Source organism: Vibrio rarus (genome assembly GCF_024347075.1).
Lineage (GTDB): Bacteria > Pseudomonadota > Gammaproteobacteria > Enterobacterales > Vibrionaceae > Vibrio > Vibrio rarus.
The window spans coordinates 627,503-650,130 of the sequence record NZ_AP024900.1 but is presented as its reverse complement, the minus strand read 5'-3'; the positions used below and the strand labels follow the sequence as shown (position 1 = coordinate 650,130).

23 protein-coding genes are annotated in these 22,628 nt (G+C 43.2%); 9 read left to right on the top strand and 14 right to left on the bottom strand.

Going from position 1 to position 22,628, the window contains the following annotated elements; translation table 11 throughout:
• Nucleotides 1–164: 164 nt before the first annotated feature.
• From metN to OCU56_RS03020, 3 genes are read left to right on the top strand one after another with little or no spacing between them, the layout of a single operon-like run.
• On the top strand, nucleotides 165–1,199 hold the full coding sequence (gene metN / locus OCU56_RS03030; RefSeq protein ID WP_261874101.1) for a methionine ABC transporter ATP-binding protein MetN: 1,035 nt from the start codon (nucleotides 165–167) through the stop codon (nucleotides 1,197–1,199).
• Nucleotides 1,189–1,866, top strand: a complete 678-nt coding sequence (locus OCU56_RS03025; protein ID WP_261874100.1) for a methionine ABC transporter permease — start codon at nucleotides 1,189–1,191, stop codon at nucleotides 1,864–1,866. Before metN ends, OCU56_RS03025 begins: the two co-directional genes overlap by 11 nt.
• A 27-nt stretch (nucleotides 1,867–1,893) precedes the next feature.
• Nucleotides 1,894–2,703: a MetQ/NlpA family lipoprotein gene (locus OCU56_RS03020; RefSeq protein WP_261874099.1), complete on the top strand. Its 810-nt coding sequence runs from the start codon at nucleotides 1,894–1,896 to the stop codon at nucleotides 2,701–2,703.
• A gap of 939 nt (nucleotides 2,704–3,642) precedes the next feature.
• Here the strand turns inward: OCU56_RS03020 and OCU56_RS03015 are convergent.
• Nucleotides 3,643–5,232 carry an AbgT family transporter gene (locus OCU56_RS03015; RefSeq protein ID WP_261874098.1) on the bottom strand — a complete coding sequence of 530 codons (1,590 nt, stop codon included), beginning with the start codon at nucleotides 5,230–5,232 and terminating at the stop codon, nucleotides 3,643–3,645.
• Nucleotides 5,233–5,742: 510 nt separating this feature from the next.
• Between OCU56_RS03015 and tsaA the strand changes: the two genes are divergently transcribed.
• The 4 genes from tsaA to OCU56_RS02995 all read left to right on the top strand — a co-directional run bounded on the left by tsaA (nucleotide 5,743) and on the right by OCU56_RS02995 (nucleotide 8,723).
• Nucleotides 5,743–6,441 carry a tRNA (N6-threonylcarbamoyladenosine(37)-N6)-methyltransferase TrmO gene (gene tsaA, locus OCU56_RS03010; RefSeq protein ID WP_261874097.1) on the top strand — a complete coding sequence of 233 codons (699 nt, stop codon included), beginning with the start codon at nucleotides 5,743–5,745 and terminating at the stop codon, nucleotides 6,439–6,441.
• Nucleotides 6,442–6,523: 82 nt separating this feature from the next.
• The gene (locus OCU56_RS03005) at nucleotides 6,524–8,239 is read left to right on the top strand and encodes a proline--tRNA ligase (protein ID WP_261874096.1); all 1,716 of its coding nucleotides are present in this window, start codon (nucleotides 6,524–6,526) and stop codon (nucleotides 8,237–8,239) included.
• A gap of 85 nt (nucleotides 8,240–8,324) precedes the next feature.
• Nucleotides 8,325–8,528 carry a YaeP family protein gene (locus OCU56_RS03000; RefSeq protein WP_261874095.1) on the top strand — a complete coding sequence of 68 codons (204 nt, stop codon included), beginning with the start codon at nucleotides 8,325–8,327 and terminating at the stop codon, nucleotides 8,526–8,528.
• A gap of 3 nt (nucleotides 8,529–8,531) precedes the next feature.
• Nucleotides 8,532–8,723, top strand: coding sequence for a DUF4250 domain-containing protein (locus OCU56_RS02995; protein ID WP_261874094.1), 192 nt, complete (start codon nucleotides 8,532–8,534; stop codon nucleotides 8,721–8,723).
• A gap of 159 nt (nucleotides 8,724–8,882) precedes the next feature.
• Here the strand turns inward: OCU56_RS02995 and cspE are convergent, their stop codons facing one another.
• The 3 genes from cspE to dinB all read right to left on the bottom strand — a co-directional run bounded on the left by cspE (nucleotide 8,883) and on the right by dinB (nucleotide 11,298).
• The gene (gene cspE, locus OCU56_RS02990; RefSeq protein ID WP_021714757.1) at nucleotides 8,883–9,092 is read right to left on the bottom strand and encodes a transcription antiterminator/RNA stability regulator CspE; all 210 of its coding nucleotides are present in this window, start codon (nucleotides 9,090–9,092) and stop codon (nucleotides 8,883–8,885) included.
• Nucleotides 9,093–9,376: 284 nt separating this feature from the next.
• Nucleotides 9,377–10,150, bottom strand: a complete 774-nt coding sequence (locus OCU56_RS02985) for a YggN family protein (RefSeq protein ID WP_261874093.1) — start codon at nucleotides 10,148–10,150, stop codon at nucleotides 9,377–9,379.
• A 65-nt stretch (nucleotides 10,151–10,215) separates the two neighbouring features.
• On the bottom strand, nucleotides 10,216–11,298 hold the full coding sequence (dinB, locus tag OCU56_RS02980) for a DNA polymerase IV (RefSeq protein WP_261874092.1): 1,083 nt from the start codon (nucleotides 11,296–11,298) through the stop codon (nucleotides 10,216–10,218).
• Between the two features lie 161 nt (nucleotides 11,299–11,459).
• Between dinB and OCU56_RS02975 the strand changes: the two genes are divergently transcribed.
• Nucleotides 11,460–11,909: a hypothetical protein gene (locus OCU56_RS02975; protein ID WP_261874091.1), complete on the top strand. Its 450-nt coding sequence runs from the start codon at nucleotides 11,460–11,462 to the stop codon at nucleotides 11,907–11,909.
• A 472-nt stretch (nucleotides 11,910–12,381) separates the two neighbouring features.
• Here the strand turns inward: OCU56_RS02975 and OCU56_RS02970 are convergent, their stop codons facing one another.
• Nucleotides 12,382–12,768 carry a hypothetical protein gene (locus OCU56_RS02970; RefSeq protein WP_261874090.1) on the bottom strand — a complete coding sequence of 129 codons (387 nt, stop codon included), beginning with the start codon at nucleotides 12,766–12,768 and terminating at the stop codon, nucleotides 12,382–12,384.
• 386 nt (nucleotides 12,769–13,154) lie between these two features.
• On the opposite strand from OCU56_RS02970, the gene OCU56_RS02965 reads away from it, so the two are divergent.
• A complete protein-coding gene (locus OCU56_RS02965; protein ID WP_261874089.1) occupies nucleotides 13,155–14,402 on the top strand; it encodes a uracil-xanthine permease family protein in 1,248 nt (415 codons plus the stop codon).
• Between the two features lie 130 nt (nucleotides 14,403–14,532).
• Here the strand turns inward: OCU56_RS02965 and nqrM are convergent, their stop codons facing one another.
• The 9 genes from nqrM to OCU56_RS02920 form a co-directional block, all read right to left on the bottom strand.
• Entirely contained in the window at nucleotides 14,533–14,766 is a 234-nt protein-coding gene (nqrM, locus tag OCU56_RS02960; RefSeq protein ID WP_261874088.1) for a (Na+)-NQR maturation NqrM, read from the bottom strand.
• Between the two features lie 9 nt (nucleotides 14,767–14,775).
• A complete protein-coding gene (locus tag OCU56_RS02955) occupies nucleotides 14,776–15,810 on the bottom strand; it encodes an FAD:protein FMN transferase (protein ID WP_261874087.1) in 1,035 nt (344 codons plus the stop codon).
• Between the two features lie 221 nt (nucleotides 15,811–16,031).
• Complete coding sequence (gene nqrF / locus OCU56_RS02950; RefSeq protein WP_261874086.1) at nucleotides 16,032–17,258, bottom strand: NADH:ubiquinone reductase (Na(+)-transporting) subunit F; 1,227 nt, start codon at nucleotides 17,256–17,258, stop codon at nucleotides 16,032–16,034.
• A gap of 23 nt (nucleotides 17,259–17,281) precedes the next feature.
• Entirely contained in the window at nucleotides 17,282–17,878 is a 597-nt protein-coding gene (gene nqrE / locus OCU56_RS02945) for an NADH:ubiquinone reductase (Na(+)-transporting) subunit E (RefSeq protein WP_261874085.1), read from the bottom strand.
• A gap of 7 nt (nucleotides 17,879–17,885) precedes the next feature.
• On the bottom strand, nucleotides 17,886–18,518 hold the full coding sequence (locus tag OCU56_RS02940) for an NADH:ubiquinone reductase (Na(+)-transporting) subunit D (RefSeq protein ID WP_261874084.1): 633 nt from the start codon (nucleotides 18,516–18,518) through the stop codon (nucleotides 17,886–17,888).
• Nucleotides 18,518–19,285, bottom strand: a complete 768-nt coding sequence (locus OCU56_RS02935; protein ID WP_261874083.1) for a Na(+)-translocating NADH-quinone reductase subunit C — start codon at nucleotides 19,283–19,285, stop codon at nucleotides 18,518–18,520. Before OCU56_RS02935 ends, OCU56_RS02940 begins: the two co-directional genes overlap by 1 nt.
• Complete coding sequence (locus tag OCU56_RS02930; RefSeq protein WP_261874082.1) at nucleotides 19,275–20,516, bottom strand: NADH:ubiquinone reductase (Na(+)-transporting) subunit B; 1,242 nt, start codon at nucleotides 20,514–20,516, stop codon at nucleotides 19,275–19,277. Before OCU56_RS02930 ends, OCU56_RS02935 begins: the two co-directional genes overlap by 11 nt.
• Nucleotides 20,517–20,519: 3 nt before the next feature.
• A complete protein-coding gene (locus tag OCU56_RS02925) occupies nucleotides 20,520–21,860 on the bottom strand; it encodes a Na(+)-translocating NADH-quinone reductase subunit A (RefSeq protein WP_261874081.1) in 1,341 nt (446 codons plus the stop codon).
• A gap of 354 nt (nucleotides 21,861–22,214) precedes the next feature.
• On the bottom strand, nucleotides 22,215–22,517 hold the full coding sequence (locus OCU56_RS02920) for a BolA family protein (protein WP_261874080.1): 303 nt from the start codon (nucleotides 22,515–22,517) through the stop codon (nucleotides 22,215–22,217).
• Between the last annotated feature and the right edge of the window lie 111 nt (nucleotides 22,518–22,628).

The following is a 22,628-nucleotide window of genomic DNA, read 5'->3' as shown; positions in this document are numbered from 1 at the left end:
TAGCTTCCTTAATATGCGAACAATTATCGCACGCTTTCCTGTCTATCGCACCTAGGTTTTACTTTTAGACGTCTAGACGTAAAAATATCTATTGACTTGAGCCAGTGAAATATCTAGCATCGACGCTAGTTTACAACCCTCTCCCTAATCAAGCAGGCTTTTTGATGATAGAGATTAAGCAAGTTAACAAGATATTCTACCAAGGCTCTACCCCTATTAATGCCTTAAAAGATATCAACCTAACCATCGCCAAAGGTAATATCTTTGGTGTGATTGGTTCTTCTGGTGCAGGTAAAAGCACTCTTATTCGCTGTGTTAACATGCTCGAAGCGCCAAGCAGTGGTGAAGTGATTGTCGATGGCATAGATCTCACTAAACTGTCTAAAACTGAGCTGTCCGAAGCTCGTCGTAACATAGGCATGATTTTTCAACACTTTAACCTGCTTTCATCACGCACCGTTTTTGATAATATCGCACTTCCTTTAGAGCTTGCAGGTAAAAGCAAAGAGTACATCGCTAAAAAAGTCACCGAGCTATTAGGCTTAGTTGGCCTTACTGATAAGAGCGATACTTACCCATCTAATTTGAGTGGTGGACAAAAACAACGTGTGGCTATTGCTCGCGCCTTATCTAGCGATCCTAAAGTATTACTGTGTGATGAAGCCACCAGTGCTCTTGACCCTGCCACCACACAATCGATTCTAGGCTTGCTCAAAACCATCAACCGTAAGCTAGGCATTACTATTTTGATCATTACTCACGAAATGGATGTAGTAAAAAACATCTGTCATGAAGTGGCGATTATTGGTGACGGCAAGTTGGTAGAAAAAGGCACTGTTGGTGAGATTTTTGCGCACCCTAAAACAGAGTTGGCTCACCAATTTATTCGCTCTACATTAGATCTGTCTATCCCAGAAGATTATGAGTTACGTTTGCAACCAGAACGAAGCGAAGGCAGTTATGCCCTAGTTCGATTGGAATTTACCGGAGCCAGCGTCAATGCACCTGTAATTAGTCAAATTGCTCGTAAATTCAATATTGATATTTCAATCTTAAGCTCCGATCTTGATTACGCCGGTGGCGTTAAGTTCGGCATGATGGTTGCTGAAGTATTCGGTGACGAGGCGTCTTATGATTCGGCAATGCAATATCTTAAAGATCAAAAAATTAAAGTAGAGGTCCTAGGCTATGTCTTATGATGTATTAGTTGACTGGTTTGATACAAATAATGCCCTGCTGCTCAAGGCAACATGGCAAACCCTGTACATGGTTGCGTTTTCAGGCATCGTTGGCTTTGCCGTTGGTATCCCTCTTGGGGTGATATTGCATACCACTAAACGTGGCGGACTATTAGAAAATCCCAAATTAAACTCTATTCTTGGTGCCATTGTTAACATTGGTCGAAGTGTGCCTTTCATTGTGTTAATGGTCGCTATCATTCCATTTACCAAATTGCTCATCGGCACCTTTATCGGTACGACTGCGGCTATTGTGCCTCTCACCATTGGTGCTATTCCATTCGTCGCCCGTTTAGTGGAAGGGGCATTATTGGAAGTACCTAGTGGCTTAGTAGAAGCGGCTCAATCAATGGGCGCAACACCATTACAAATTATTAAAAAAGTACTATTACCCGAAGCACTACCGACAATCATCAACTCGGTCACTATTACCCTAGTTACCTTGGTCAGTTACTCTGCAATGGCAGGTACTGTGGGTGGCGGTGGTTTAGGCGATGTGGCCATTCGCTATGGCTTTTATCGCTACGATGTTGTCATCATGGCCGTCACCATTGTCATGCTCATCGTTTTAGTACAAATTATTCAATCAGTGGGTGATGCACTGGTGAAAAAATTCGACCACAGATAAGACACTTATTGTTATACGGAGATAAAAATGAAATTTAATCTAAAGCACATTTTCACAGTTGCGGTAACGGCATCAGCACTTATCCTAAGTGGTTGCGGAGACAAAGAAACAAATCAAAATACCATTAAAGTTGGCGTTATTGCTGGGGCTGAAACTCAAGTAGCAGAAATTGCGGCAAAAGTGGCTAAAGAAAAATACAACCTTGATGTTGAGCTAATTACTTTTACCGATTATGTTACGCCAAACGCTGCTCTTGATGATGGCTCTGTCGATGTAAATGCATTCCAACACAAACCATACCTTGATCAACAAATTAAAGATCGTGGCTACAAATTAGCCATTGCGGGTAATACATTTGTTTACCCTATCGCTGGTTACTCTAAGAAAATCAAATCTCTTGATGAGCTTAAAGAAGGTGATCGCATTGCCGTGCCTAATGACCCTACTAACCTAGGTCGCTCACTGCTTCTTCTTCAACAACAAGGTTTAATTACCCTAAAAGATGACGCAGGTCTTCTAGCAACAGTTCGTGATATCACAGCTAACCCTAAGAAAATCAAAATTGTTGAGCTAGATGCTGCACAGCTTACTCGTTCTCTTGACGATATGGCGTTGTCTATCATCAACACTACATTCGCTAGCTCCATCAACCTTGCACCACAACGTGACGGACTGTTTGTTGAAGGTAAAGAGTCTCCATATGTAAACCTAATCGTTGCTCGTAAAGAAAATGTTAACGACCAAAACGTACAAAACTTTGTGAAAGCTTACCAAACAGAAGCGGTATACCAAGGCGCGGCTAAAATCTTTAACGACGGCGTAGTTAAAGGCTGGTAATCCCCCTTTAATGACAAGCTAGTCACACTAAATCGAGTAGGAGGAGGCCTCACGGCCTCCGTCCTCTCACACCACCGTACAAGCGTGGGTCGCATACGGCGGTTCCAAGGTAGGCTAACTTCCGTTAGCTTAAATCTACTATTTAACTTCAACGCCAATGTGGCTTGTCTCTCTTCGCTAGTGACAGATCCGTTTCCGACTTCACCATCATTCCTAACGTAGTTGTAGGGTTTCTACTTTGACTGAGACTCCATACACACTGAGAATCTGTGAACTGTAGGCTTAATACCTTGGTTCAGGCCTTCCCCACACTGTGGGTACTATGCCCTCTGCTGACTTCTTATCAATCTTCGTCTAGCATCACTGCTAGCCTAGTCTCTCAGACAATTGACAAGACCTCCCGAGGTAAGATGCCACCCTTTCCCATAGCTCTGCCTGATTTACATAATCACACTTCTGTTCGAGACTTCGGGCTAATCTATATATTGCTAGGTTACCCAAGTTGATTATGCCTACTATCAGATTTCTGTTCGTCAAAGCTATGTTTTGCCATTTGCTTCCTTCAGATTCCACCTCACGATGGACACCCTTGCATAGGCTAACGCTTCCTGCTCGACAAGGCACGTAGAGGACTTTCACCTCCTAGGTTGACACCATGCTCGGCGCACAAACAAAAAGCGCTATTGTGTTCAATAGCGCTTTTTTCATCTCTGCCGTTGTCATCGTGACACCTTCCCTGCGCCTCATTGCCACTTGTTTAATATCAGTAATCAAATCTAATCTTGCAATCCATACAGATATACCCACAGTGGTTTATGCTACTTGGGCATTGACGTGACAAGGAATCAATATGGAATGTTGGCAGTCGCGCTTTGCAAAACTCCTGTAAAAATGGTCAGCAATTGCTGACCATTTTTCATTTCTACGCGCTTAATTTATTTATGGGGTGTAAAAGGTTGCAGCTCCTGGACCTACAGGTAATCCAAACACAAATACCCACATATAAAACAGTAGTGACCAACCAAACAAGAAGCAGATCGAGTACGGAAGCATGGTCGCAACCAATGTACCTATACCTAAGTTCTTCATGTAGCGAGTCGCTACCGCTAGAATCAAACCAAAATAACTCATCATTGGCGTAATAATATTGGTGGTAGAATCACCAATACGATACGCGGCTTGAATCGTCTCAGGAGCGTACCCCACCAGCATCAACATAGGCACAAAAATAGGTGCCGTCACTGCCCACTGCGCTGAAGCCGAGCCAATCATCAAGTTAATGAAGCCACACATAACGATAAAGGCAAAGAACAGCATAGGTCCGGTAAGACCAATCGTTTGTAAAAAGTCCGCGCCCGCTACAGCAAATACTTGACCAAAATTAGTCCAAGAAAAGAACGCCACAAACTGAGCTGCAAAAAAGACCAATACGATGTACAACCCCATCGAAGACATGGACTTCGCCATGGCATCAATAACATCACGATCTGTTTTCATAGTGCCAACGACTCGACCATACACAAAGCCGGGAATCGCAAAGAAAATAAAGATAAAAGCGACAATACTTTTCAAAAACGGGGAGCCGGCGACAAGCCCTGTTTCTGGGTGGCGCAACGGACCCCACTCAGGAACAACGGTCAACGCTAGCATGGCACTCACCGCCACTACAGCAAAACCTGCGAACTTCAAAGCCCGTTTTTCTTCGGCCTTAAGTGCCCCCATGCTGTCATTCGATAAATCTTCCCCTGCCTGCTCTGCATTGTATTTACCCAGCTTTGGCTCAACAATTTTTTCCGTTACAAATGCACCAGTGATGGAAATAAAGAAAGTGGAAACAAACATAAAGTACCAGTTTGATTCAGGGCCTACTGAATAAGTAGGATCGATCATCTGGGCCGCTGTTTCTGTAATACCCGAAAGCAATGGATCAACCGTACCGATGAGAAGGTTAGCCGAGTAACCACCTGACACACCGGCAAAGGCGGCAGCTAAACCCGCTAATGGATGGCGACCTAAAGAGTGGAACAACATAGCAGCAAGAGGGATAAGTACCACGTAGCCAAGCTCTGACGCCGTATTAGAAATAATACCGGCGAATACAACGGTAATTGTCACCATACGTTGCGAAGCATTCATAACTAAGCCACGCATGGCTGCTGACAACATGCCAGAGTGTTCTGCAATGGCCACACCAAGCATCGCCACTAGCACTGTGCCTAATGGGGCAAATCCCGTAAAATTCGTCACTAAATTAGTCACGATTAAGCGTAAGCCATCGCCATTTAATAAACTAACTACTTGAATTACGCCATCTGCGCTACGACCGGGAGCACCTTCTGGGCGAGGGTCAATCACCGATACATCAAAATACCCTGCAATGCCGGACATCACTAAAATTGCTATACAAAAAATGGCAAATAAAGTGATGGGGTGTGGTAATAAATTGCCTAAATATTCAACGCTATCCAAAAATCGGGTGAATAACGGTTTCTTTGGGGGTTGCTGTGCTTGTGAAGCAGACGTGCTCATCTGAGTTCTCCTTTAATTATTGTATCTCTCTTTTTGCTCCACAACTCAATGTTGGGGTACGTTATACCGATAATAGGAAGATCATGTTTACGAAATAGCTTAGGAAAAACACTGGAAAACTCGGGGATAGTTTTGACCTGTAATCGTTCTACATTCAAAAACTTCAACCTGGTTATCAAGTGTTCAAACCGCTAGGCTGAATCCGTTATTTATTACCATCGGCATTGTGTCCTTAACGCAGCAAAAAGGTGCCGGCAACATACCCCACAGCTCAAGAATTGAAAAGTAGCCCAAATAGGCAGGTAGGAGCAAAATGAGGTAAAAAAGGCGTAAAAAGAGCAGTTTTAAAAGGAAATTAACCAAAAAACTTAGGTAGAATAAAGGGTAAGGGATAACCTGTCGCACTTACAAATAGCAACAAAACCTGTTATCAACATTTGTAAGTAAGTGATACTTAGAGGCAAACTCCCTTTATTTCGAGCCAGAAAAATCTATGAGGAGCCTCAAGTAATGCACACTATTTCCCCTGTAGGTACCATCCATACCCCCTATAAAGAAAAGTTCGCTATCCCAAGACAACCTAGTTTAGCGCCCAGTGTTATCACTGAATTGCATTTAAGCGGAGCGGCGAACACCGAAGCGGCAGTGCGTGAATTAGAGCAGTTTTCCCACTTATGGCTTCTCTTTCTGTTTGACCAAAATTTACAAGCAGGCTGGAAGCCTACCGTGCGCCCTCCTCGCCTTGGGGGCAATGAAAGAGTGGGAGTATTTGCCAGTCGCTCCACATTTAGACCTAATGGCATAGGTATGTCTGCGGTGAAGTTATTAGGGGTTGAACAAAAGCAAGGACAAGTGATTATTAAACTTGGCAATGTTGATCTGGTTGACGGTACTCCGATCATTGATATCAAACCCTATATCCCCTACTCCGACAGCATTGCCGAGGCACAGGGAGGGTATGCTGATAGCGCTCCCATCTCTATGCCGGTGCATTTTACAGCAGAGGCCAATTCTGTTTTAAATAAGCACCCTGACCATAGCTACCGCAAACAAGCGCTAAGCGAGATTTTGTCCCAAGACCCTCGTCCTGCGTATAAAAAAGGAAAGACCGACAGCAAAGTCTATGCAGCCAGTCTATTTGATTGGAACGTCAGCTTTTGTGCCGATGATAAAGGTATCCATGTGCTCAATATTGCCCCTTTAGCGTAAGTCAATTGACTGCTATTATATAAGGCTGTTTTTAGGGTTCTTACACTCTAACTTTTCTAAACATCTACAACGGAAAGCATCAATGCGTACCAGTAAATACCTAGTTTCTACTTTAAAAGAAACGCCGAACGATGCAGAAGTAGTTAGCCATCAGTTAATGCTTCGTGCAGGTATGATTCGTAAACTAGCCTCAGGCCTTTACACTTGGTTGCCCACAGGTTTACGCGTATTGCGTAAAGTGGAAAATATTGTTCGTGAAGAAATCAACAGTGCTGGCGCTGTCGAAACATTAATGCCCGTTGTGCAACCCTTTGAACTTTGGGAAGAAACTGGCCGTTCAGAAAAAATGGGGGCAGAACTACTGCGCTTTACTGACCGTCATAGCCGTCCATTTGTTCTTAGTCCTACAGCAGAAGAAGTTATTACTAGCTTAGTTCGCAACGAAGTTAGCTCTTACAAACAGCTTCCTATTAACCTGTATCAAATCCAAACTAAATTCCGCGATGAACGCCGTCCACGCTTCGGTGTAATGCGTGCTCGTGAATTTTGCATGATGGATGCTTACAGCTTTGATATTGATAAAGCGGGTCTAAAAGAATCTTATGCCGCTATGCATGACGCATACTGTAAAGCATTCGATCGCATGGGTCTGGATTATCGTCCAGTTCTTGCCGATACCGGTGCCATTGGTGGTAGTGGTTCACACGAGTTCCATGTACTGGCCGAAAGTGGTGAAGACCTCATCGCCTTCTCTAGCGTATCGGATTATGCGGCAAACATCGAAAAAGCAGAAGCGTTAGCCCCAACAGAAGCAACGCCTGCTGCAACTCAAGAGATGACTGAAGTCGACACGCCAAACGCAAAAACAATTGCAGAGCTTGTTGAACAATTTGAGCTACCTATTGAGAAAACAGTAAAAACCCTGTTTGTTAAAGCCTCTGATGAGGTTGACGCTGAGATCATTGGTTTGATCATCCGTGGCGATCACGAATTGAACGAAGTGAAAGCGGAAAACCTTCCTCAAGTAGCCACGCCTCTTGAGATGGCAAGCGATGAGCAAATCCGCGCCATTATTGGCGCAGGTCCTGGCTCACTTGGTCCTGTTAACCTACAACTGCCGTTTATTGTTGATCGCAGTGCTGCGGTAATCAGTGACTTTAGTGCCGGTGCGAACATTGACCATAAACACTTTTTCGGTATTAACTGGGGACGTGACGTGGAGTTAGGCCAAGTTGAAGATCTACGTAACGTAGTTGAAGGGGATCCAAGCCCATGCGGTCAAGGTGTCATTCAACTTAAACGTGGTATCGAAGTTGGGCATATTTTCCAATTAGGTACTAACTATTCAGAGAAAATGAACTGTAGCGTATTAGGTCCTGACGGTAAGAGTGCCATCCTAGAAATGGGTTGTTATGGTATTGGTGTGTCTCGTGTGGTTGCTTCCGCTATTGAGCAAAACCACGATGATAACGGTATTATCTGGCCAGCAGCGATTGCTCCATTCCAAGTGGCTATCGTGCCAATGAATATGCATAAATCTGAGCGCGTAAAAGAAGCGGCAGAAAAACTGTACGCCGATCTTACCGCACAAGGCATTGAAGTATTGTTTGATGACCGTAAAGAGCGCCCAGGGGTAATGTTTAAAGACATCGAACTTATTGGTATCCCGCATACTGTTGTGGTCGGCGACCGCAGCATGGACAACGGTCACTTCGAATACAAGAATCGTCGTGATGGTGAGAAAGTGCCTGTGGCTATGGAAAACATTGTTCCCCATATCCAACAGTTGCTTAAATAAGATAAGCCTTACGCTTTCCTTACTAAGAGGCAATACATTCTAATAAAGGCAGCTTAGGCTGCCTTATTCATTTTTGGAGAACACCATGAAGATCTATGACTGCTGTGAGCTAATCCGTGAACTGTACGCCCAGATTGGCAGTGGCGACCAAGGCTATATTCCACAGGCCATCACCTGTGCCCTTAAAACATTAAATGATATTGCTGCGGATACTCATTTACCAAAAGAGACACGCGAGCGTGCTGCCTTTGCCGCAGCCAACCTACTTATTTCAGACTTTGAGGACTAAATCATGAACTTAGCTAACTTTGAATCTATGGATGCGGTTATGTTGATGAGTATCATTAATATGAAGTTACGCGATGACTTCAATGGCAACTTAGATGAACTCGTAAAGTATTATGACATTGATAAAGAGGCGCTATGTAACAAACTCTCTTTGGCCGGGTTTGACTGGTTAGAAGGTGCGAAGCAATTTCGCTAACAAGAGATAGTGCGGGATGAGGTAGCGCTGATAAAGCGTTGCCTTTGCTATGAATGACCATCGCTTAACAGGCAAGAGGAACCACTTTACTATAGAGCAGGCAACAAAAAAGCCCGCTGAAACAGCGAGCTTTTAGAAACTTTAAATCTAAACTTTAAGTTAGATTACAGTAACGTTAGAAGCTTGAGGGCCTTTTTGACCTTGTTCAACTTCGAAAGATACTTTTTGGCCTTCAGCAAGAGTTTTGAAGCCGTCAGAAACGATTGCACGGAAGTGAACGAATACGTCAGCACCGCCGTTGTCTTGAGAAATGAAACCGAAACCTTTTTCTTCGTTAAACCATTTTACTGTACCAGTAGTCTTTGACATGTGATGTCCCTTAGTATTTAAGATTAATTATTCGTCGCTTATGCGACACGTCCGTAAGCTTTAGTTATTAAGTTAAGGGAAAAACAGAAAACACTACTTTACTTTTTACAATAAAATTTGAAACTTGCTTTTGCTTACTTTTATCTAATAACTTTGCCTTACGAAGCGATTCATATGCTACAGAAGTTTATGGCTTTGTAAACGTTTTTCTGTGGTTAATTTTAGATATTTTCCGTGTCATTGAAGCGGAATATCTCAAGCCACTGAAACCACGCTACAAACATTTAGATATTAAACAGCTGATAATTCTGTAATTCTGGGATAGTTTCAACCAAAGATCGCTCTTCTTTAGCTAATTTATCCATATCATCACAGTAACCTTGTGCTTTTTTAGTGATTTCAGCTGAATGAGACTTTAGTTTTTGTCGCACTGTCCCCTTCAATTCAGCCAATTGCTTTTGTAATTCCGTAAAATTAATGCCTTCATCAGTCGACATCTTTTGTTGTAACAAAGTGAAAGCACTAGCGAAAAACTCGGCGTTAAACACCCTTTTGGCATCCGCAAAATCTTTCTGCCAATTATCGTGCATAGCGCTTAATGCCTTAGGCTTAAACACCCACTCACCATTATGATGATAACGCTGTTCTAGCTTGTTATAAAAGTCGCTAACTGATTGACGCACGTTGTCAAAGGCATGGGTGTTATTAAACTTAGTAGACACCTCATCAATCACTTCATTAGCCAATGCGACACCAGATTGCCCGACCTCTTTCACCTTAGGGATAGCGCTGTTTAAGTGTTGACGATACTGTTGCAGTAACTGTTGTTGATGGGCGCTTAAATGAATGGGTTTATCTTCTATTACTAACCCTTTTTTGGCGTCTATGATCGCTTTACGCCCTTCGGCATCGATGATTTGAACCCCTTGCCCATCTAAATGTAACTCATGGTGTAAATCAACTTTACATGCTTTATACCCACCGATAACGTGTGCTTGAGACAGAGACGTCATAAAAAGAGAAGCTGTTAATAAGCCATAGATAAAACGCTTAAACATTAAAATATCCTTGTAAGCTGATGTTGAGGTTACTGTAACGCCTATTGCTTACTTCTCCAAACTGCTTATCTCTCCAATAAACTTAACTGTTTGGCTTGAGCTTCAGGTTGCAACATAACATTCAGCCCCAGTAAACGTATCTCTCGCTGTTGCTGGCGTTTTAAAATGTCTTCTAACAAGGGATAAAACGCGGCTAAATTTAAGGCGCAAGATCCTGTCTCAATGGTCGTCACTTGAAAATCGGCAAACTTCACTTTGATGCCTTGCTTGATAATCGCCCGCTGACCTTTACTGTTCAATTTATTCATTCTGTGCAGTAACTCAGGAAAGAGACGCTGCTCTATCACCTCCCAGCACTGCTCTAGGGAATGTATATTTTGGTTAAACGTTCGCTCCACACCAACAGACTTTCTTTCTCGTGATACCTGTACGTTTCGCTTGTCCATTCCATGACAGCGTTGCCACAATGACGCCCCTAAGCGCCCGTGACGTATTAACAGTTCTCTGTAATCGGCCTTACGTACATCTTCTCCTACATATAACCCGGTTCGATGCAGTTTTGTTAATGCCACCTTACCCACGCCAGGTATTTTTTGTAATGGCATACTGTCTATAAAGTCTTGCACTTGATGGGGTGGGATAACGTATTGTCCGTTCGGTTTGTTGATATCAGAAGCAACCTTTGCCAAAAATTTAAGCGGTGCAACACCTGCCGATGCAGTAAGCCTAAGTTCAGATTGAATATCACGACGTATGGATTGAGCGATTAACGTTGCAGAGCCATTGCACAGTGGGCTATCTGTAACATCAAGGTACGCTTCATCTAATGAAAGGGGTTCTATTATTGAGGTGTAACGCTTGAAAATGGCTCTAATTTTAGCCGAGACTTCCTTATAGACCTGCATTCTTCCCGGCACAACCAACAACTGAGGACAGAGTTTCATCGCCTGTGCAGTGGCCATGGCTGAGTGAATACCAAATTTACGAGCTTCATAATTACAGGTACTCAGTACACCGCGCTGCCGCTCTTTTCCTCCCACCGCTAAAGGACGACCTTGATATTGAGGGAAATCGCGCATTTCCACAGCGGCAAAGAAACAGTCCATATCCACATGAATGATTTTCTGTACTGCGGTTACATCACCCATAGTTGCACCCAGATATGTAATAAAGACATGTTGCCGCTCACAAATTACTGTTTATATACCCAGTAATTATATCCAAGCAAACAGCCTCGTCAATTGCAACGGTTTTGCGTACAGATGACGCAATGATATGATATGCCACTTAAAAGAGAACAGGAGCCAACATGGCAAAAATTTCCGCACAGCAGAGAGCTGCGAACCAAGAGCGATACGACGCAGTCATACTCGACACATTCTTCAATGAAGGCCACTTAGCCGTCACATTAGGCGCTATCGCAAAAAAGCTGGGGATTCAACGTAGTACGTTACAGAGTTACTATCCGAATGGGCCAATGGCTGCCACTAAAGGCAAAATATTCCCAGTGGTGATACAAAAGTTGGACTTCACTTCTGCTGAGGAATTAAGAGCCAGTTGGGTTACCGCAATGAGCGATATGAAGTTCAGGTATGTCATGGAGTTATTAATCGCAACCGCCACAGAGAAAAAAAATGCTCAAGCTTCTGCTGGACTCAAGCGTTTGTATGACTTAGTAAGCGACTCAACAGGCGCCAGTTACTCTCTCACGGACGAACTCTTAGGAATTACCATCAGGATGTTAATGTTAGATGAATAAGCACTCCAAGTTTGGTATCTGCTAGAACTTGAACTCCCTAACAAGGATTAAGTTGAGATAACTCCCTCAACTTAATCCTCGTCACTCTCATCAGTCACGTCTTCACCGCACCCCATACAAATAGGGTCAATAGCGGGCGGAAATACAATGATCAAACCACAAAATGGACATAAGTCACCTTGATTTGGCATAGTTACTCCTTATCTTCAATTAAATCAGTGATCATTTTAGGCAACTGAGCTCATGCAAAGTCAGCTCAGTTATGACGATATTCGATGCCACTAAGTGCATTATTCATGAGCGAGACCTGCAACTTTCAACGGTTTGTGCCAACAGCTTACCGTATCCAACGAGTGACGTGGTTAATGCTAATGCACCTAAAATACCATCGTCGTCATTAATGGTATAACTAAACGGAATGCTTTGATGTTCATGTCAAAATATTTCGTTACGTGTACGCATTAAGTGCAAATTAAAGCCCAACTATGTTTGCTCGTTTCCAGTTGCCATTTTTAGCGAATATTTCAGGGTACTCTACGGCTGCATGATATTTATCATTAAAATGCTCAACTTGTGTAATCTGTCCACGTACCTCACCTTGAGTAGCAGTAACAATCGTCACTTCATTAACAATGACCGTCAGCGCATTGACGGTGCCATTAGCGTTTTTGCGCAGAGTCACGATCTTATGATTTTTTTTTATATCATTAAATCGGCCGTTACTTTGCTTGCTTGGTGTGTAGTAATAAACAGAGTCTTGATGTTTAAAATCTCTGCCTTCGTGTTCAGTCCATTTGCAGTCATTTAATAGGTGTGTTGCCGCTATTTTGGCAAAAATTGATTGAGTTAACGGATTCATATATTGGCCTAAAGATAATTGATAGTACGACAGCGCCCTTTAATAATGACGCGAATATCCTCCGCAATTAATAATGGGTCTCCTGTACGAATTAAATTCATTGTACTGAAAGGGAAACAGAAGTAAATATTTTTACGTCAAGTGTACGAAAAAACATGAAGATACCCCCTAACAAACAGCTATAGCAGGTCAAGCTAACACCATTTTTTTACTCAGCACAGCCGTTGCAGTACAGAATAAAACCCCATCATTTAGGTTATTTGAAACTAAGTACTCATTATTTTGCGTTAAATTAAATCAATTAAAGAAAAATTGATCTGATAAATGTAACATTTGGTAAGTTAATGATAGTATTCGTCGATTTCCAAAAATGGAGAAAGAAAATCATGGCTTCTATTTTACAGGGTATGCAAATGCTATTTGTTGCATTTGGTGCTCTCGTTATGGTCCCGCTTTTAACGGGGCTAGATGCCAACGTTGCACTGTTTGGTGCAGGTGTTGGTACTCTAATATTTCAATTAGTCACAAAACGCTCTGTACCTATTTTTTTAGCGTCTTCTTTTGCGTTTATTGCACCTATCCTATATGGCGTAAAAACATGGGGCATACCAGCCACTATGGGTGGCCTAATGGCGGCAGGCTTTGTATACCTTATTTTTAGTAGCATCATTCGCATTCGTGGCGTTGCTATTATCCATAAACTACTACCACCTGTTGTAGTGGGTCCTGTAATTATGGTGATCGGTTTAGGCCTAGCACCTGTTGCGGTCAATATGGCACTAGGTAAAAGTGGTGACGTGCAAGCGATTGATAGCACAGTGGCATTGTCTATCTCACTAGCTTCATTGCTTACCACTATTCTTATCAGCGTTTACTCTAAAGGCTTCTTAAAACTGCTACCTATCTTTGGTGGTATTGTGGTGGGTTACATTTTAAGCCTGTTTGCCGGTATCGTGGATTTCACTCCAGTAGCCAATGCGGCTTGGTTTGCCATTCCTAACTTTACCGCTCCTGAGTTCAACATTAATGCCATCTTGTTCATGTTGCCAGTGGCCATTGCCCCTGCGGTAGAGCACGTTGGTGATATTCTTGCTATCTCAAATGTGACTGGTAAAGATTACCTTAAAAAACCGGGTCTACACAGAACCATGGCGGGTGACGGACTGGCGACTATGGCGGCAAGCATGATGGGCGCTCCACCGAACACCACTTACAGTGAAGTGACTGGTGCGGTTATGCTCACTAAAGCTTTCAACCCTAAAATCATGACTTACGCAGCATTTTCGGCTATTGCTCTAGCGCTAGTAGGTAAATTAGGTGGTGTACTACAAACTATCCCAGGTCCAGTAATGGGCGGCATCATGATGCTGTTGTTTGGTTCAATTGCCACTGTAGGTTTGAACACTCTGATTCAAAACCGCGTTGACTTACACAACTCACGTAACCTTGTTATCGTGGGTGTCACTTTGGTATTTGGTATCGGTGGCATGAGCGTTAATATTGGCGACTTTAACCTTCATGGTATTAGCCTTTGTGGAATCATGGCGATTCTATTAAACCTAATTCTGCCTAAAGAATTAAGTGGCTCTACGAGTGCAGATATCGCTCAAACTGAAGATGAACCTAAGAAATAACGTCTGAATTTTATCTTTTAAACAAAAATGCCAAGCTATTTTAGCTTGGCATTTTTTATGTTTATATCCCATTAATGCTTATACGCAAAAAGGTGCATCACGCATTATTCTAGAGACTTGATGGGGCAAATTAGGCAATACGATCTTTATCCCAAGCTGCTATCTTCTCAGCTCTAGCCGCAGCTTTTGCTTCTCGGCGTTTACGTGCATCGCAAGGTTCAGGGCAACTGCAAACTTTATCAATGCCCATGGCATCTAAGCCCCCACAACTCCCCTTTACAACTTTCTTTTGCAAGATATAGCCAACGGACATCAAAATGATAAACCCGAGGAAAATGCCAAAAGTGGCTAAGAATGTTGTCATAATATCGCCTTATTTATTCAAATACTTAGCAAAAGCATCTGAAGATACCTCTTCAAAGCCATCGTCAGTTTTAACTATCATTAAGATAGCCAAATTATTTTGATTAGCCACTCGAATGCCTTCTTCTGCACCCAGAACCATCAGGCCCGTCGCCAAACCATCCGCAGTCATACAGGATGGATGAATCGCTGTCACTGAGACTACCTTGTGTGCAATTGGTTTACCAGTTTTAGGGTTGATTATGTGTGAATAACGCACACCATCACGTTCAAAATAGTTACGATAATCCCCAGAGGTTGCCATTGCCATATTCCCTGGCTGAACAATAAGTTCTACTTCACGGGCATCCACAGTAGGTTTCTCAATGGCGATTTTCCAAGGAATGTCTTTGCTATTGTTACCTTTAACTCTGAGCTCCCCTCCCACTTCAACAAGGTAACGGTGTATACCTTGAGACTCTAAGAAGTTCGCTACAACATCCACACCCCAACCTTTAGCAATGGTTGATAGATCCACATATAAATCCGGTAGATCTTTAGCTAAACCTTGCTTCGTTAACGAGAGGTGGTTAATCCCTATCATGTCACGTCGCGCTTGTAACTCATCTTCTGTCGGCATCTTATTAGGACGAGCTTCTGGGCCAAACCCCCACAAATTAACTAATGGACCAACGGTGACATCCAATGCCCCTTCTGTGAGCTTATTTAAGCGGATAGACTCGGCTATCACAGTGGTCATATCCTGAGACAGCGCAACAGGTTCACTGCCTTTATACTGATTAAATTGGCTGAGTTCAGAGTGAGGACGATAGGTTGACATCTGATCATTTACTTTCTCTAAAAGAAAGTCGATCTGAGTTTGCATTTGTTGAGAATCGCTCCCCTTTTTATCCGCAATATATTTAATATGATAGGTTGTACCCATCGTTTTCCCCTGCAAAGCCACTTGCTTAGGCGCTTGGTCACAACCACTTAAAAGGGCCATTGATACCAAGAGGAGAATTGTCCACTTACCGCGCTGAATAAGATGATTTACTGCGTTCATCTTGTGCTCCATTTCTTGTATTTATGTATGCTACCCATCTTAGTAAGTCACTGAGTACCCTAACTATTAACTTATTAAGTTTAACCCAGTTATCGAGTATTTTAACAAGCTAAAATGACCCGTTATTTAGTACGATTGGTAGAAGATGGATAAAAAATAGTCTAAACCACAAAACAAAATGGCTGACTCAAAGAGCCAGCCATTGTTCATTCGATTAAGACTTAGCCACCGAAATCATCAAGTAGAATGTTTTCATCCTCTACACCCAGATCTTTTAGCATGCCAATAACAGCTGCATTCATCATAGGTGGACCACACATATAGAACTCACAATCTTCAGGGGCGTCATGATCCTTAAGATAGTTTTCGTACAATACGTTATGGATAAAGCCTGTATAACCATCCCAATTGTCTTCAGGAGAAGGATCGGACAGCGCACAATGCCATACAAAGTTGTCATTCTCGGCGGCGAGTTTATCAAAGTCTTCAATGTAGAACATTTCACGCTTCGAACGAGCACCATACCAGAACGTCATCTTACGTTTTGACTTAAGGCGTAATAGTTGGTCAAAGATATGTGAACGCATTGGCGCCATACCTGCACCACCACCAACAAATACCATCTCATTGTCAGTATCTTTAGCGAAGAACTCACCAAATGGACCTGAAATAGTACATTTGTCACCAGCTTTAAGAGACCAGATGTACGAAGACATGATTCCAGGTGGAACATCAGGATTGTTTGGCGGCGGCGTTGCAATACGCACGTTCAGCTTAATCAAACCTTTCTCTTCTGGGTACGATGCCATTGAGTAAGCGCGGATAGACTCTTCTTTAACCACAGACTCATAACGGAAGAGGTTAAATTTATCCCAATCTTCACGATACTCGTCAGGGATATCAAAATCCGAATATTTAATGTGGTGAGGTTCCGCTTCAATTTGAATGTAACCACCAGCACGGAACGGTACTTCTTCCCCATCTGGGATTTGCAGAACCAACTCTTTAATGAAGGTGGCTTCGTTGTCATTAGAAAGAACGGTACATTCCCACTTTTTAACACCAAAGATCTCTTCAGGAAGTTCTATTTCCATATCCGACTTAACGGCAACCTGACACGCTAAGCGTTCCCCCTCACGGGCCTCGCCTTTGCTGATGTGATCAAGCTCTGTAGGTAGTATATCGCCACCGCCAGATTTCACTTTAACGCGACACTGACCACAAGAGCCACCGCCACCACAAGCAGACGATACGAAAATACCATTGCCTGCCAATGCGCCAAGCAATTTGTCCCCAGGAGAAACTGCAAAGCCTTTCTCAGGGTCACCATTTACTAAAATGTTGACGTCACCCGTTGGTACTAGCTTAGATTTAGCGAATAAAATCACTAGCACTAAAGCCAATACAATTAGAGTAAACATCACTACGCCAAGAACGATAGTATTCATTGACTAATCCTTATTATTTACTCTTACAGTTGAACACCGGAGAAAGACATAAAGCCCAACGCCATCAAGCCTACAGTGATGAAGGTGATGCCTAGACCACGTAGGCCAGGAGGGACATCAGAGTACTTCATCTTCTCACGTAAACCCGCAAGTGCCACGATAGCTAACATCCAACCCACACCAGAACCGAAGCCATAAACAACGGATTCTGCGAAGTTATAGTCACGCTGTACCATGAAAGATACGCCACCGAAGATCGCACAGTTCACTGTAATAAGCGGTAGGAAAATACCTAACGCGTTGTACAAAGGTGGGAAAAAGCGATCTAACACCATTTCCAAAATCTGTACTAGAGCGGCAATAACACCGATAAAGGTAATGAAGTTAAGAAAACTCAAATCCACACCAGAGACCAATGCATTCTCTTTCAAAACCAGAGTGTACAGCAGGTTATTCACCGGTACAGCGATGGTTAATACCACCACTACAGCGACACCAAGACCAAAAGAGGTTTTTACCTTCTTCGAAACAGCAAGGAATGTACACATGCCCAAGAAGAAAGATAACGCTAAGTTTTCGATGAAAATCGATTTAACCAGCAAGCTAATATAATGTTCCATCGCGCTACTACTCCTTCGCTTCTATTTGTTCAGGCTTGAAGATACGAATCACCCAAATCATAAAGCCAATCAAGAAGAATGCAGACGGTGCAAGTAGGAACATACCGTTAGGCTGGTACCAACCACCATCAGACACTAGAGGAAGTACTTCCATACCGAACAACTTACCTGAGCCAATGAGCTCACGGAAAAATGCTACAGTGATGAGTACAAAACCATAACCTAGACCATTACCAATACCGTCAAGTAGCGATGGCAGAGGCGCAGACTTCATTGCGTAGGCTTCTGCACGACCCATAACGATACAGTTCGTAATGATCAAGCCAACAAATACTGATAACTGCTTAGAGATATCGTAAAGGTAAGCTTTCAAGATTTGGTCTACCACGATTACAAGCGATGCGATGATAGCCATCTGCACTATGATACGAACGCTATTTGGAATGTGGTTACGAATAACAGACACGAAGAAGTTAGACAAAGCAGTTACAAAGATAACGGCCAATGTCATAACAAATGCTGTTTCTAGTTTGGTGGTTACCGCCAAAGCAGAACACACACCGAGTACTTGCAAAGCTATAGGGTTGTTATCTAAAACAGGAGCCCAAAGGTTTTGCTTCGCTTCTTTAGATATCGCCATTAGTTCAGCTCCCCTTCGCGTACTTTAGCAAGGAATGGTCCAAAGCCCATGTCCCCTAGCCAGAAATCGAAAGTATGTTGCACGCCGTTACCCGTTAGAGTTGCACCAGAAAGGCCATCAACACCGTGGATATCATCGGCTGCAGCGCCACCTTTCACAATTTTCAATGCCGGCTTAAAGTTCTCATCAAACAACTGCTTGCCTTCGAACTGAGCAACCCAATTTGGGTTTTCAACTTCACCACCTAGCCCAGGTGTTTCACCTTGCTCGTAGTAAGTTATGCCCGAAACGGTATTGCCGTCCATTTCAACCGCAACAAACGCATACATCATTGACCAAAGGCCTGTGCCGTGGATAGGCAAAATGACTTTTGAGTAGTGTTCGCCCTCTTTAACTAGGTACACTGTACCCACGTTTGCACGGCGGATGATGCTTGCGATATCATCGCTAGCAGCAAGTCGTTGAGATTGAGCTGGATCTTTTGACGCCGCGCGTTGATCGTATGCAGCCGCATCACCTTCAACAAACTCACCGGTGTCAAAGTTCACTAGACGCGGTTCGATATAATCACTAAACAACTGTTGAACAGTGCCTTGTTCAGAGATCTGCGCAACTTCTACGATCTTTGTTTGCTTATCCAGTACCGCATTAGCTTGTTGCTTATCGCGTAGTCCAACTGCCGCCACCGAAACGATGACAGAACAAACTAGACTCAAACCAATAACGACACCTAGCGTTTTTTTAATGCTATCGTTTTTACTTGCCATAGCGTGCTAGTCTCCGCTTAATGTTCTTCTCGATAACAGCGTGGTCAAACAGTGGTGCAAATAAGTTTGCAAATAGAATCGCCAGCATCATACCTTCAGGGTACGCTGGGTTAACCACTCGAATTAACACACACATCAAACCAATCAAGATTCCGTACCACCATTTACCTTTATTGGTAAAAGAGGCCGATACAGGATCCGTTGCCATGAAGAACATACCAAATGCAAAGCCACCAAGTACTAAGTGCCAATGCCAAGGCATACTAAACATCGCATTGGTATCAGAACCAATTAGATTAAACAGCGTTGCTGTTGCAATCATGCCAATCATTACACCGGCAATAATGCGCCATGATGCAATGCCCATGTAGACAATCATCAACGCACCTAGCATCAAGAATAAGGTCGAGACCTCACCGATTGAGCCTGGGATATTACCGATAAACGCATCCATCCAAGAAATAGATTGACCCGTTACGTTATTGATTAGGTTAGCGTTTCCTCCTTGAGCCCACTGGCTAAGTGCCGTAGCACCAGAGAAGCCGTCTGCCGCAGTCCAAACTAAATCACCAGAAATTTGAGCAGGGTAAGCAAAGAATAAGAACGCACGACCAGCCAATGCAGGGTTTAAGAAGTTACGGCCAGTACCACCGAAAATTTCTTTAGCCACAACCACACCAAAGGTAATACCAAGTGCGGCCTGCCATAGTGGCAATGTTGGCGGAACAATTAATGCGAATAAAATTGAGGTGACAAAAAAGCCTTCATTCACTTCGTGCTTACGCACAATACAGAACAGGACTTCCCAGAAACCACCCACGATAAATACCGTCGCATAGATAGGTAAGAAGTAGGTCGCACCAAGGAGCATCTTACTGCCCCACCCGGCATCGGCACTTATCGTGCCACCTAGCATTTCTGTAAACCAGTAATGCCAGTTACCTGCAACTAACGTGGCTAAATCCGCACCTGAGTGCAAGAAAGTCAACGCTGTGATGGCTTGGTTACCGGTGTTGTACATTCCCCAAAACATGGCAGGAAAAACGGCAAACCATACCATGATCATGATGCGCTTAAGATCGACACTGTCACGTACATGGGATTTGGTTTTCGTTACTGTACCCGGTGTGTAAAACACCGTTGCAGCAGCTTCATAAAGGGGATACCACTTTTCCCATTTACCATCGGCTTCAAAATGAGGTTCGATGTCTTCAATAAATTTCTTCAACATGTCTTAACCTTCCTTCTCTATTGTGTCTAGACACTCACGAAGTAATTCACCGTACTCATATTTGCCGGAACAAACATAAGTACATAAGGCTAAATCTTCTTCAGATAGTTCTAGAGCACCTAAGCGCTGAGCACTGTCTACATCACCGGCACACAAATCGCGCAGAAGTAATGTTGGTTCAATATCCAATGGCATTACTTTTTCATAATTGCCCGTTGGAACCATTGCACGCTCACCGCCATTTAGCGATGTAGTTAGGTTATACAATTGACCTTTAAACAAGTGACCAAGGAATGAACGCGTCACTGAGAATTTATTTTTACCCGGCATTGCCCAGCCAAATAACTCTTTATCTCGTCCTTCACGCAGTGCCGAAACCTGTTGATGATATCGACCAAGGTAAGCATGAGGACCCGTTGCATTTGTCCCCCAAAGCACAGAGCCTGAAATAATGCGAACTTCACCCGGCATTAATTCTTTGTCTGCTAACTCAGGCAAACAAGCCCCTAACGTTGTGCGTACCAAGCGAGGGTTACTCACGACAGGACCCGCTAATGCGACAATGCGGTCTGAGTAAATTTCACCCGTCAAGAACAACTTACCGAAAGCGATAACGTCTTGATAGTTAATACTCCAGGCAACATGCTCCTCATTCACAGGATATAGGAAGTGCATATGCGTACCCACGAGCCCTGCTGGGTGTGGGCCTGAGAATACATGCTCTTCTACATTACTTTGCTCAGAGCGAGGAAGTGAACCGCCGTCTTTACACACATAGACTTTATCATTAGACAACACAGAGAGAAGGTCTAAACCTGCTACAAAGGCCTCAGCTTGTTCCTTGATAATGACATCAGGGTTGGCTGCTAATGGGTTGGTATCTATTGCCGTGACAAAGATGGCATTAGTCGAAGCATCGACTGCGGGTACCTTGCTAAACGGACGAGTTTTTAAAGCAGTCCATGAGCCAGAATCAACTAATTGTTTGCGAATCACATCCGCATCCAAGTTAGCCAGTTCATTTTGCTCAAATTTGTCAAAGGTAATTTGCTCATCACCAGCGATTTCAATAACCACTGACTGCAAAACACGCTTCGCACCACGGTTTACCTGAGTAACCGTTCCGCTTTGAGGGGCAGTAAAGACTACGCCAGGGTTCTTTTTATCTGCAAAAAGCACCTGTCCTTTCTTTACTACGTCTCCTTCGCGAACATGCATTGTTGGACGCATGCCCACGTACTCTTCGCCAAGCAAGGCGACTTTTGAAACGGGATTCCCGTCATTAATCACCTGGGTAGGAGTTCCCGAGATAGGAAGGTCCAAACCCTTTTTAATTGTAATCATACGCACTTGCACTATTTTAAGAAAAAAGACTTTCACAACAAAAGAGTACCGAAGTACACTTTTTCATAACAGATAGGTCGGTTTTTCCCAACATATCCCTGTTGATTACCATTCGAATCCACTAAAGGATTCCTTCTTGGTCCGCAATTCTAACATTAACAGACACTGAGATTCCACGTTAAGGGGTAAGGATTGACAATAAATTGCAATTTTTCAGCTTTAAGGGCAATAAAAATTGATCTAAAGCACGGCATAATTAGTCAGTTTGTGAGTTAAGGTTAAAATGTGAACGATGAGTGAATTTTTAACAAGCTTTACAAGTATCGCCCTAACTCTTACTTATAACCTCACTAACTAGTGCCCTCCTCCCATACAATCAGGAGAGGCTGGAAACTGCTGCTCTTTCCATTCATTTTTAGTTAATGTATGCATTGAAAGTGCATGAACCCCACCTGCTAACTCATCACACAGCGCTTGGTTAACTAAGCGGTGACGGGCAACACTACGTAGATTCTCAAATCTATCGCTGACAATAATGACTTTAAAGTGGCTTTCAGAGCCTTCAGGCACATTATGCTTATAACTTTCATTAATCACTTTTAGATGATGAGGAGAGAAATGTTGATCCAATTTCTTCTCGATTAATTGCTGTAGCATGCTATCTCTCTATATTGATACGCTAATGTGTAATGTCATATGTCACTCTCGGTTGCTGAAGGCCACCTTAAGTAGAGCTAAGCCTAAACGATTTACAGGCCAATGCTGGAA

Coding starts and splice junctions, on each gene's coding strand:
- OCU56_RS03025 (WP_261874100.1), top strand. CDS start 1,189: ATGTCTTATGATGTATTAGTTGACTGGTTTGATACAAATAATGCCCTG.
- OCU56_RS02965 (WP_261874089.1), top strand. CDS start 13,155: ATGGCTTCTATTTTACAGGGTATGCAAATGCTATTTGTTGCATTTGGT.
- OCU56_RS02985 (WP_261874093.1), bottom strand. CDS start 10,150: ATGTTTAAGCGTTTTATCTATGGCTTATTAACAGCTTCTCTTTTTATG.
- OCU56_RS03015 (WP_261874098.1), bottom strand. CDS start 5,232: ATGAGCACGTCTGCTTCACAAGCACAGCAACCCCCAAAGAAACCGTTA.
- OCU56_RS02940 (WP_261874084.1), bottom strand. CDS start 18,518: ATGGCGATATCTAAAGAAGCGAAGCAAAACCTTTGGGCTCCTGTTTTA.
- nqrE (WP_261874085.1), bottom strand. CDS start 17,878: ATGGAACATTATATTAGCTTGCTGGTTAAATCGATTTTCATCGAAAAC.
- OCU56_RS02995 (WP_261874094.1), top strand. CDS start 8,532: ATGAACTTAGCTAACTTTGAATCTATGGATGCGGTTATGTTGATGAGT.
- nqrM (WP_261874088.1), bottom strand. CDS start 14,766: ATGACAACATTCTTAGCCACTTTTGGCATTTTCCTCGGGTTTATCATT.
- OCU56_RS02970 (WP_261874090.1), bottom strand. CDS start 12,768: ATGAATCCGTTAACTCAATCAATTTTTGCCAAAATAGCGGCAACACAC.
- OCU56_RS03020 (WP_261874099.1), top strand. CDS start 1,894: ATGAAATTTAATCTAAAGCACATTTTCACAGTTGCGGTAACGGCATCA.
- OCU56_RS02930 (WP_261874082.1), bottom strand. CDS start 20,516: ATGTTGAAGAAATTTATTGAAGACATCGAACCTCATTTTGAAGCCGAT.
- OCU56_RS02925 (WP_261874081.1), bottom strand. CDS start 21,860: ATGATTACAATTAAAAAGGGTTTGGACCTTCCTATCTCGGGAACTCCT.
- OCU56_RS02935 (WP_261874083.1), bottom strand. CDS start 19,285: ATGGCAAGTAAAAACGATAGCATTAAAAAAACGCTAGGTGTCGTTATT.
- OCU56_RS02955 (WP_261874087.1), bottom strand. CDS start 15,810: ATGAACGCAGTAAATCATCTTATTCAGCGCGGTAAGTGGACAATTCTC.
- OCU56_RS03000 (WP_261874095.1), top strand. CDS start 8,325: ATGAAGATCTATGACTGCTGTGAGCTAATCCGTGAACTGTACGCCCAG.
- nqrF (WP_261874086.1), bottom strand. CDS start 17,258: ATGAATACTATCGTTCTTGGCGTAGTGATGTTTACTCTAATTGTATTG.
- OCU56_RS02920 (WP_261874080.1), bottom strand. CDS start 22,517: ATGCTACAGCAATTAATCGAGAAGAAATTGGATCAACATTTCTCTCCT.
- OCU56_RS03005 (WP_261874096.1), top strand. CDS start 6,524: ATGCGTACCAGTAAATACCTAGTTTCTACTTTAAAAGAAACGCCGAAC.
- cspE (WP_021714757.1), bottom strand. CDS start 9,092: ATGTCAAAGACTACTGGTACAGTAAAATGGTTTAACGAAGAAAAAGGT.
- dinB (WP_261874092.1), bottom strand. CDS start 11,298: ATGGGTGATGTAACCGCAGTACAGAAAATCATTCATGTGGATATGGAC.
- tsaA (WP_261874097.1), top strand. CDS start 5,743: ATGCACACTATTTCCCCTGTAGGTACCATCCATACCCCCTATAAAGAA.
- metN (WP_261874101.1), top strand. CDS start 165: ATGATAGAGATTAAGCAAGTTAACAAGATATTCTACCAAGGCTCTACC.
- OCU56_RS02975 (WP_261874091.1), top strand. CDS start 11,460: ATGGCAAAAATTTCCGCACAGCAGAGAGCTGCGAACCAAGAGCGATAC.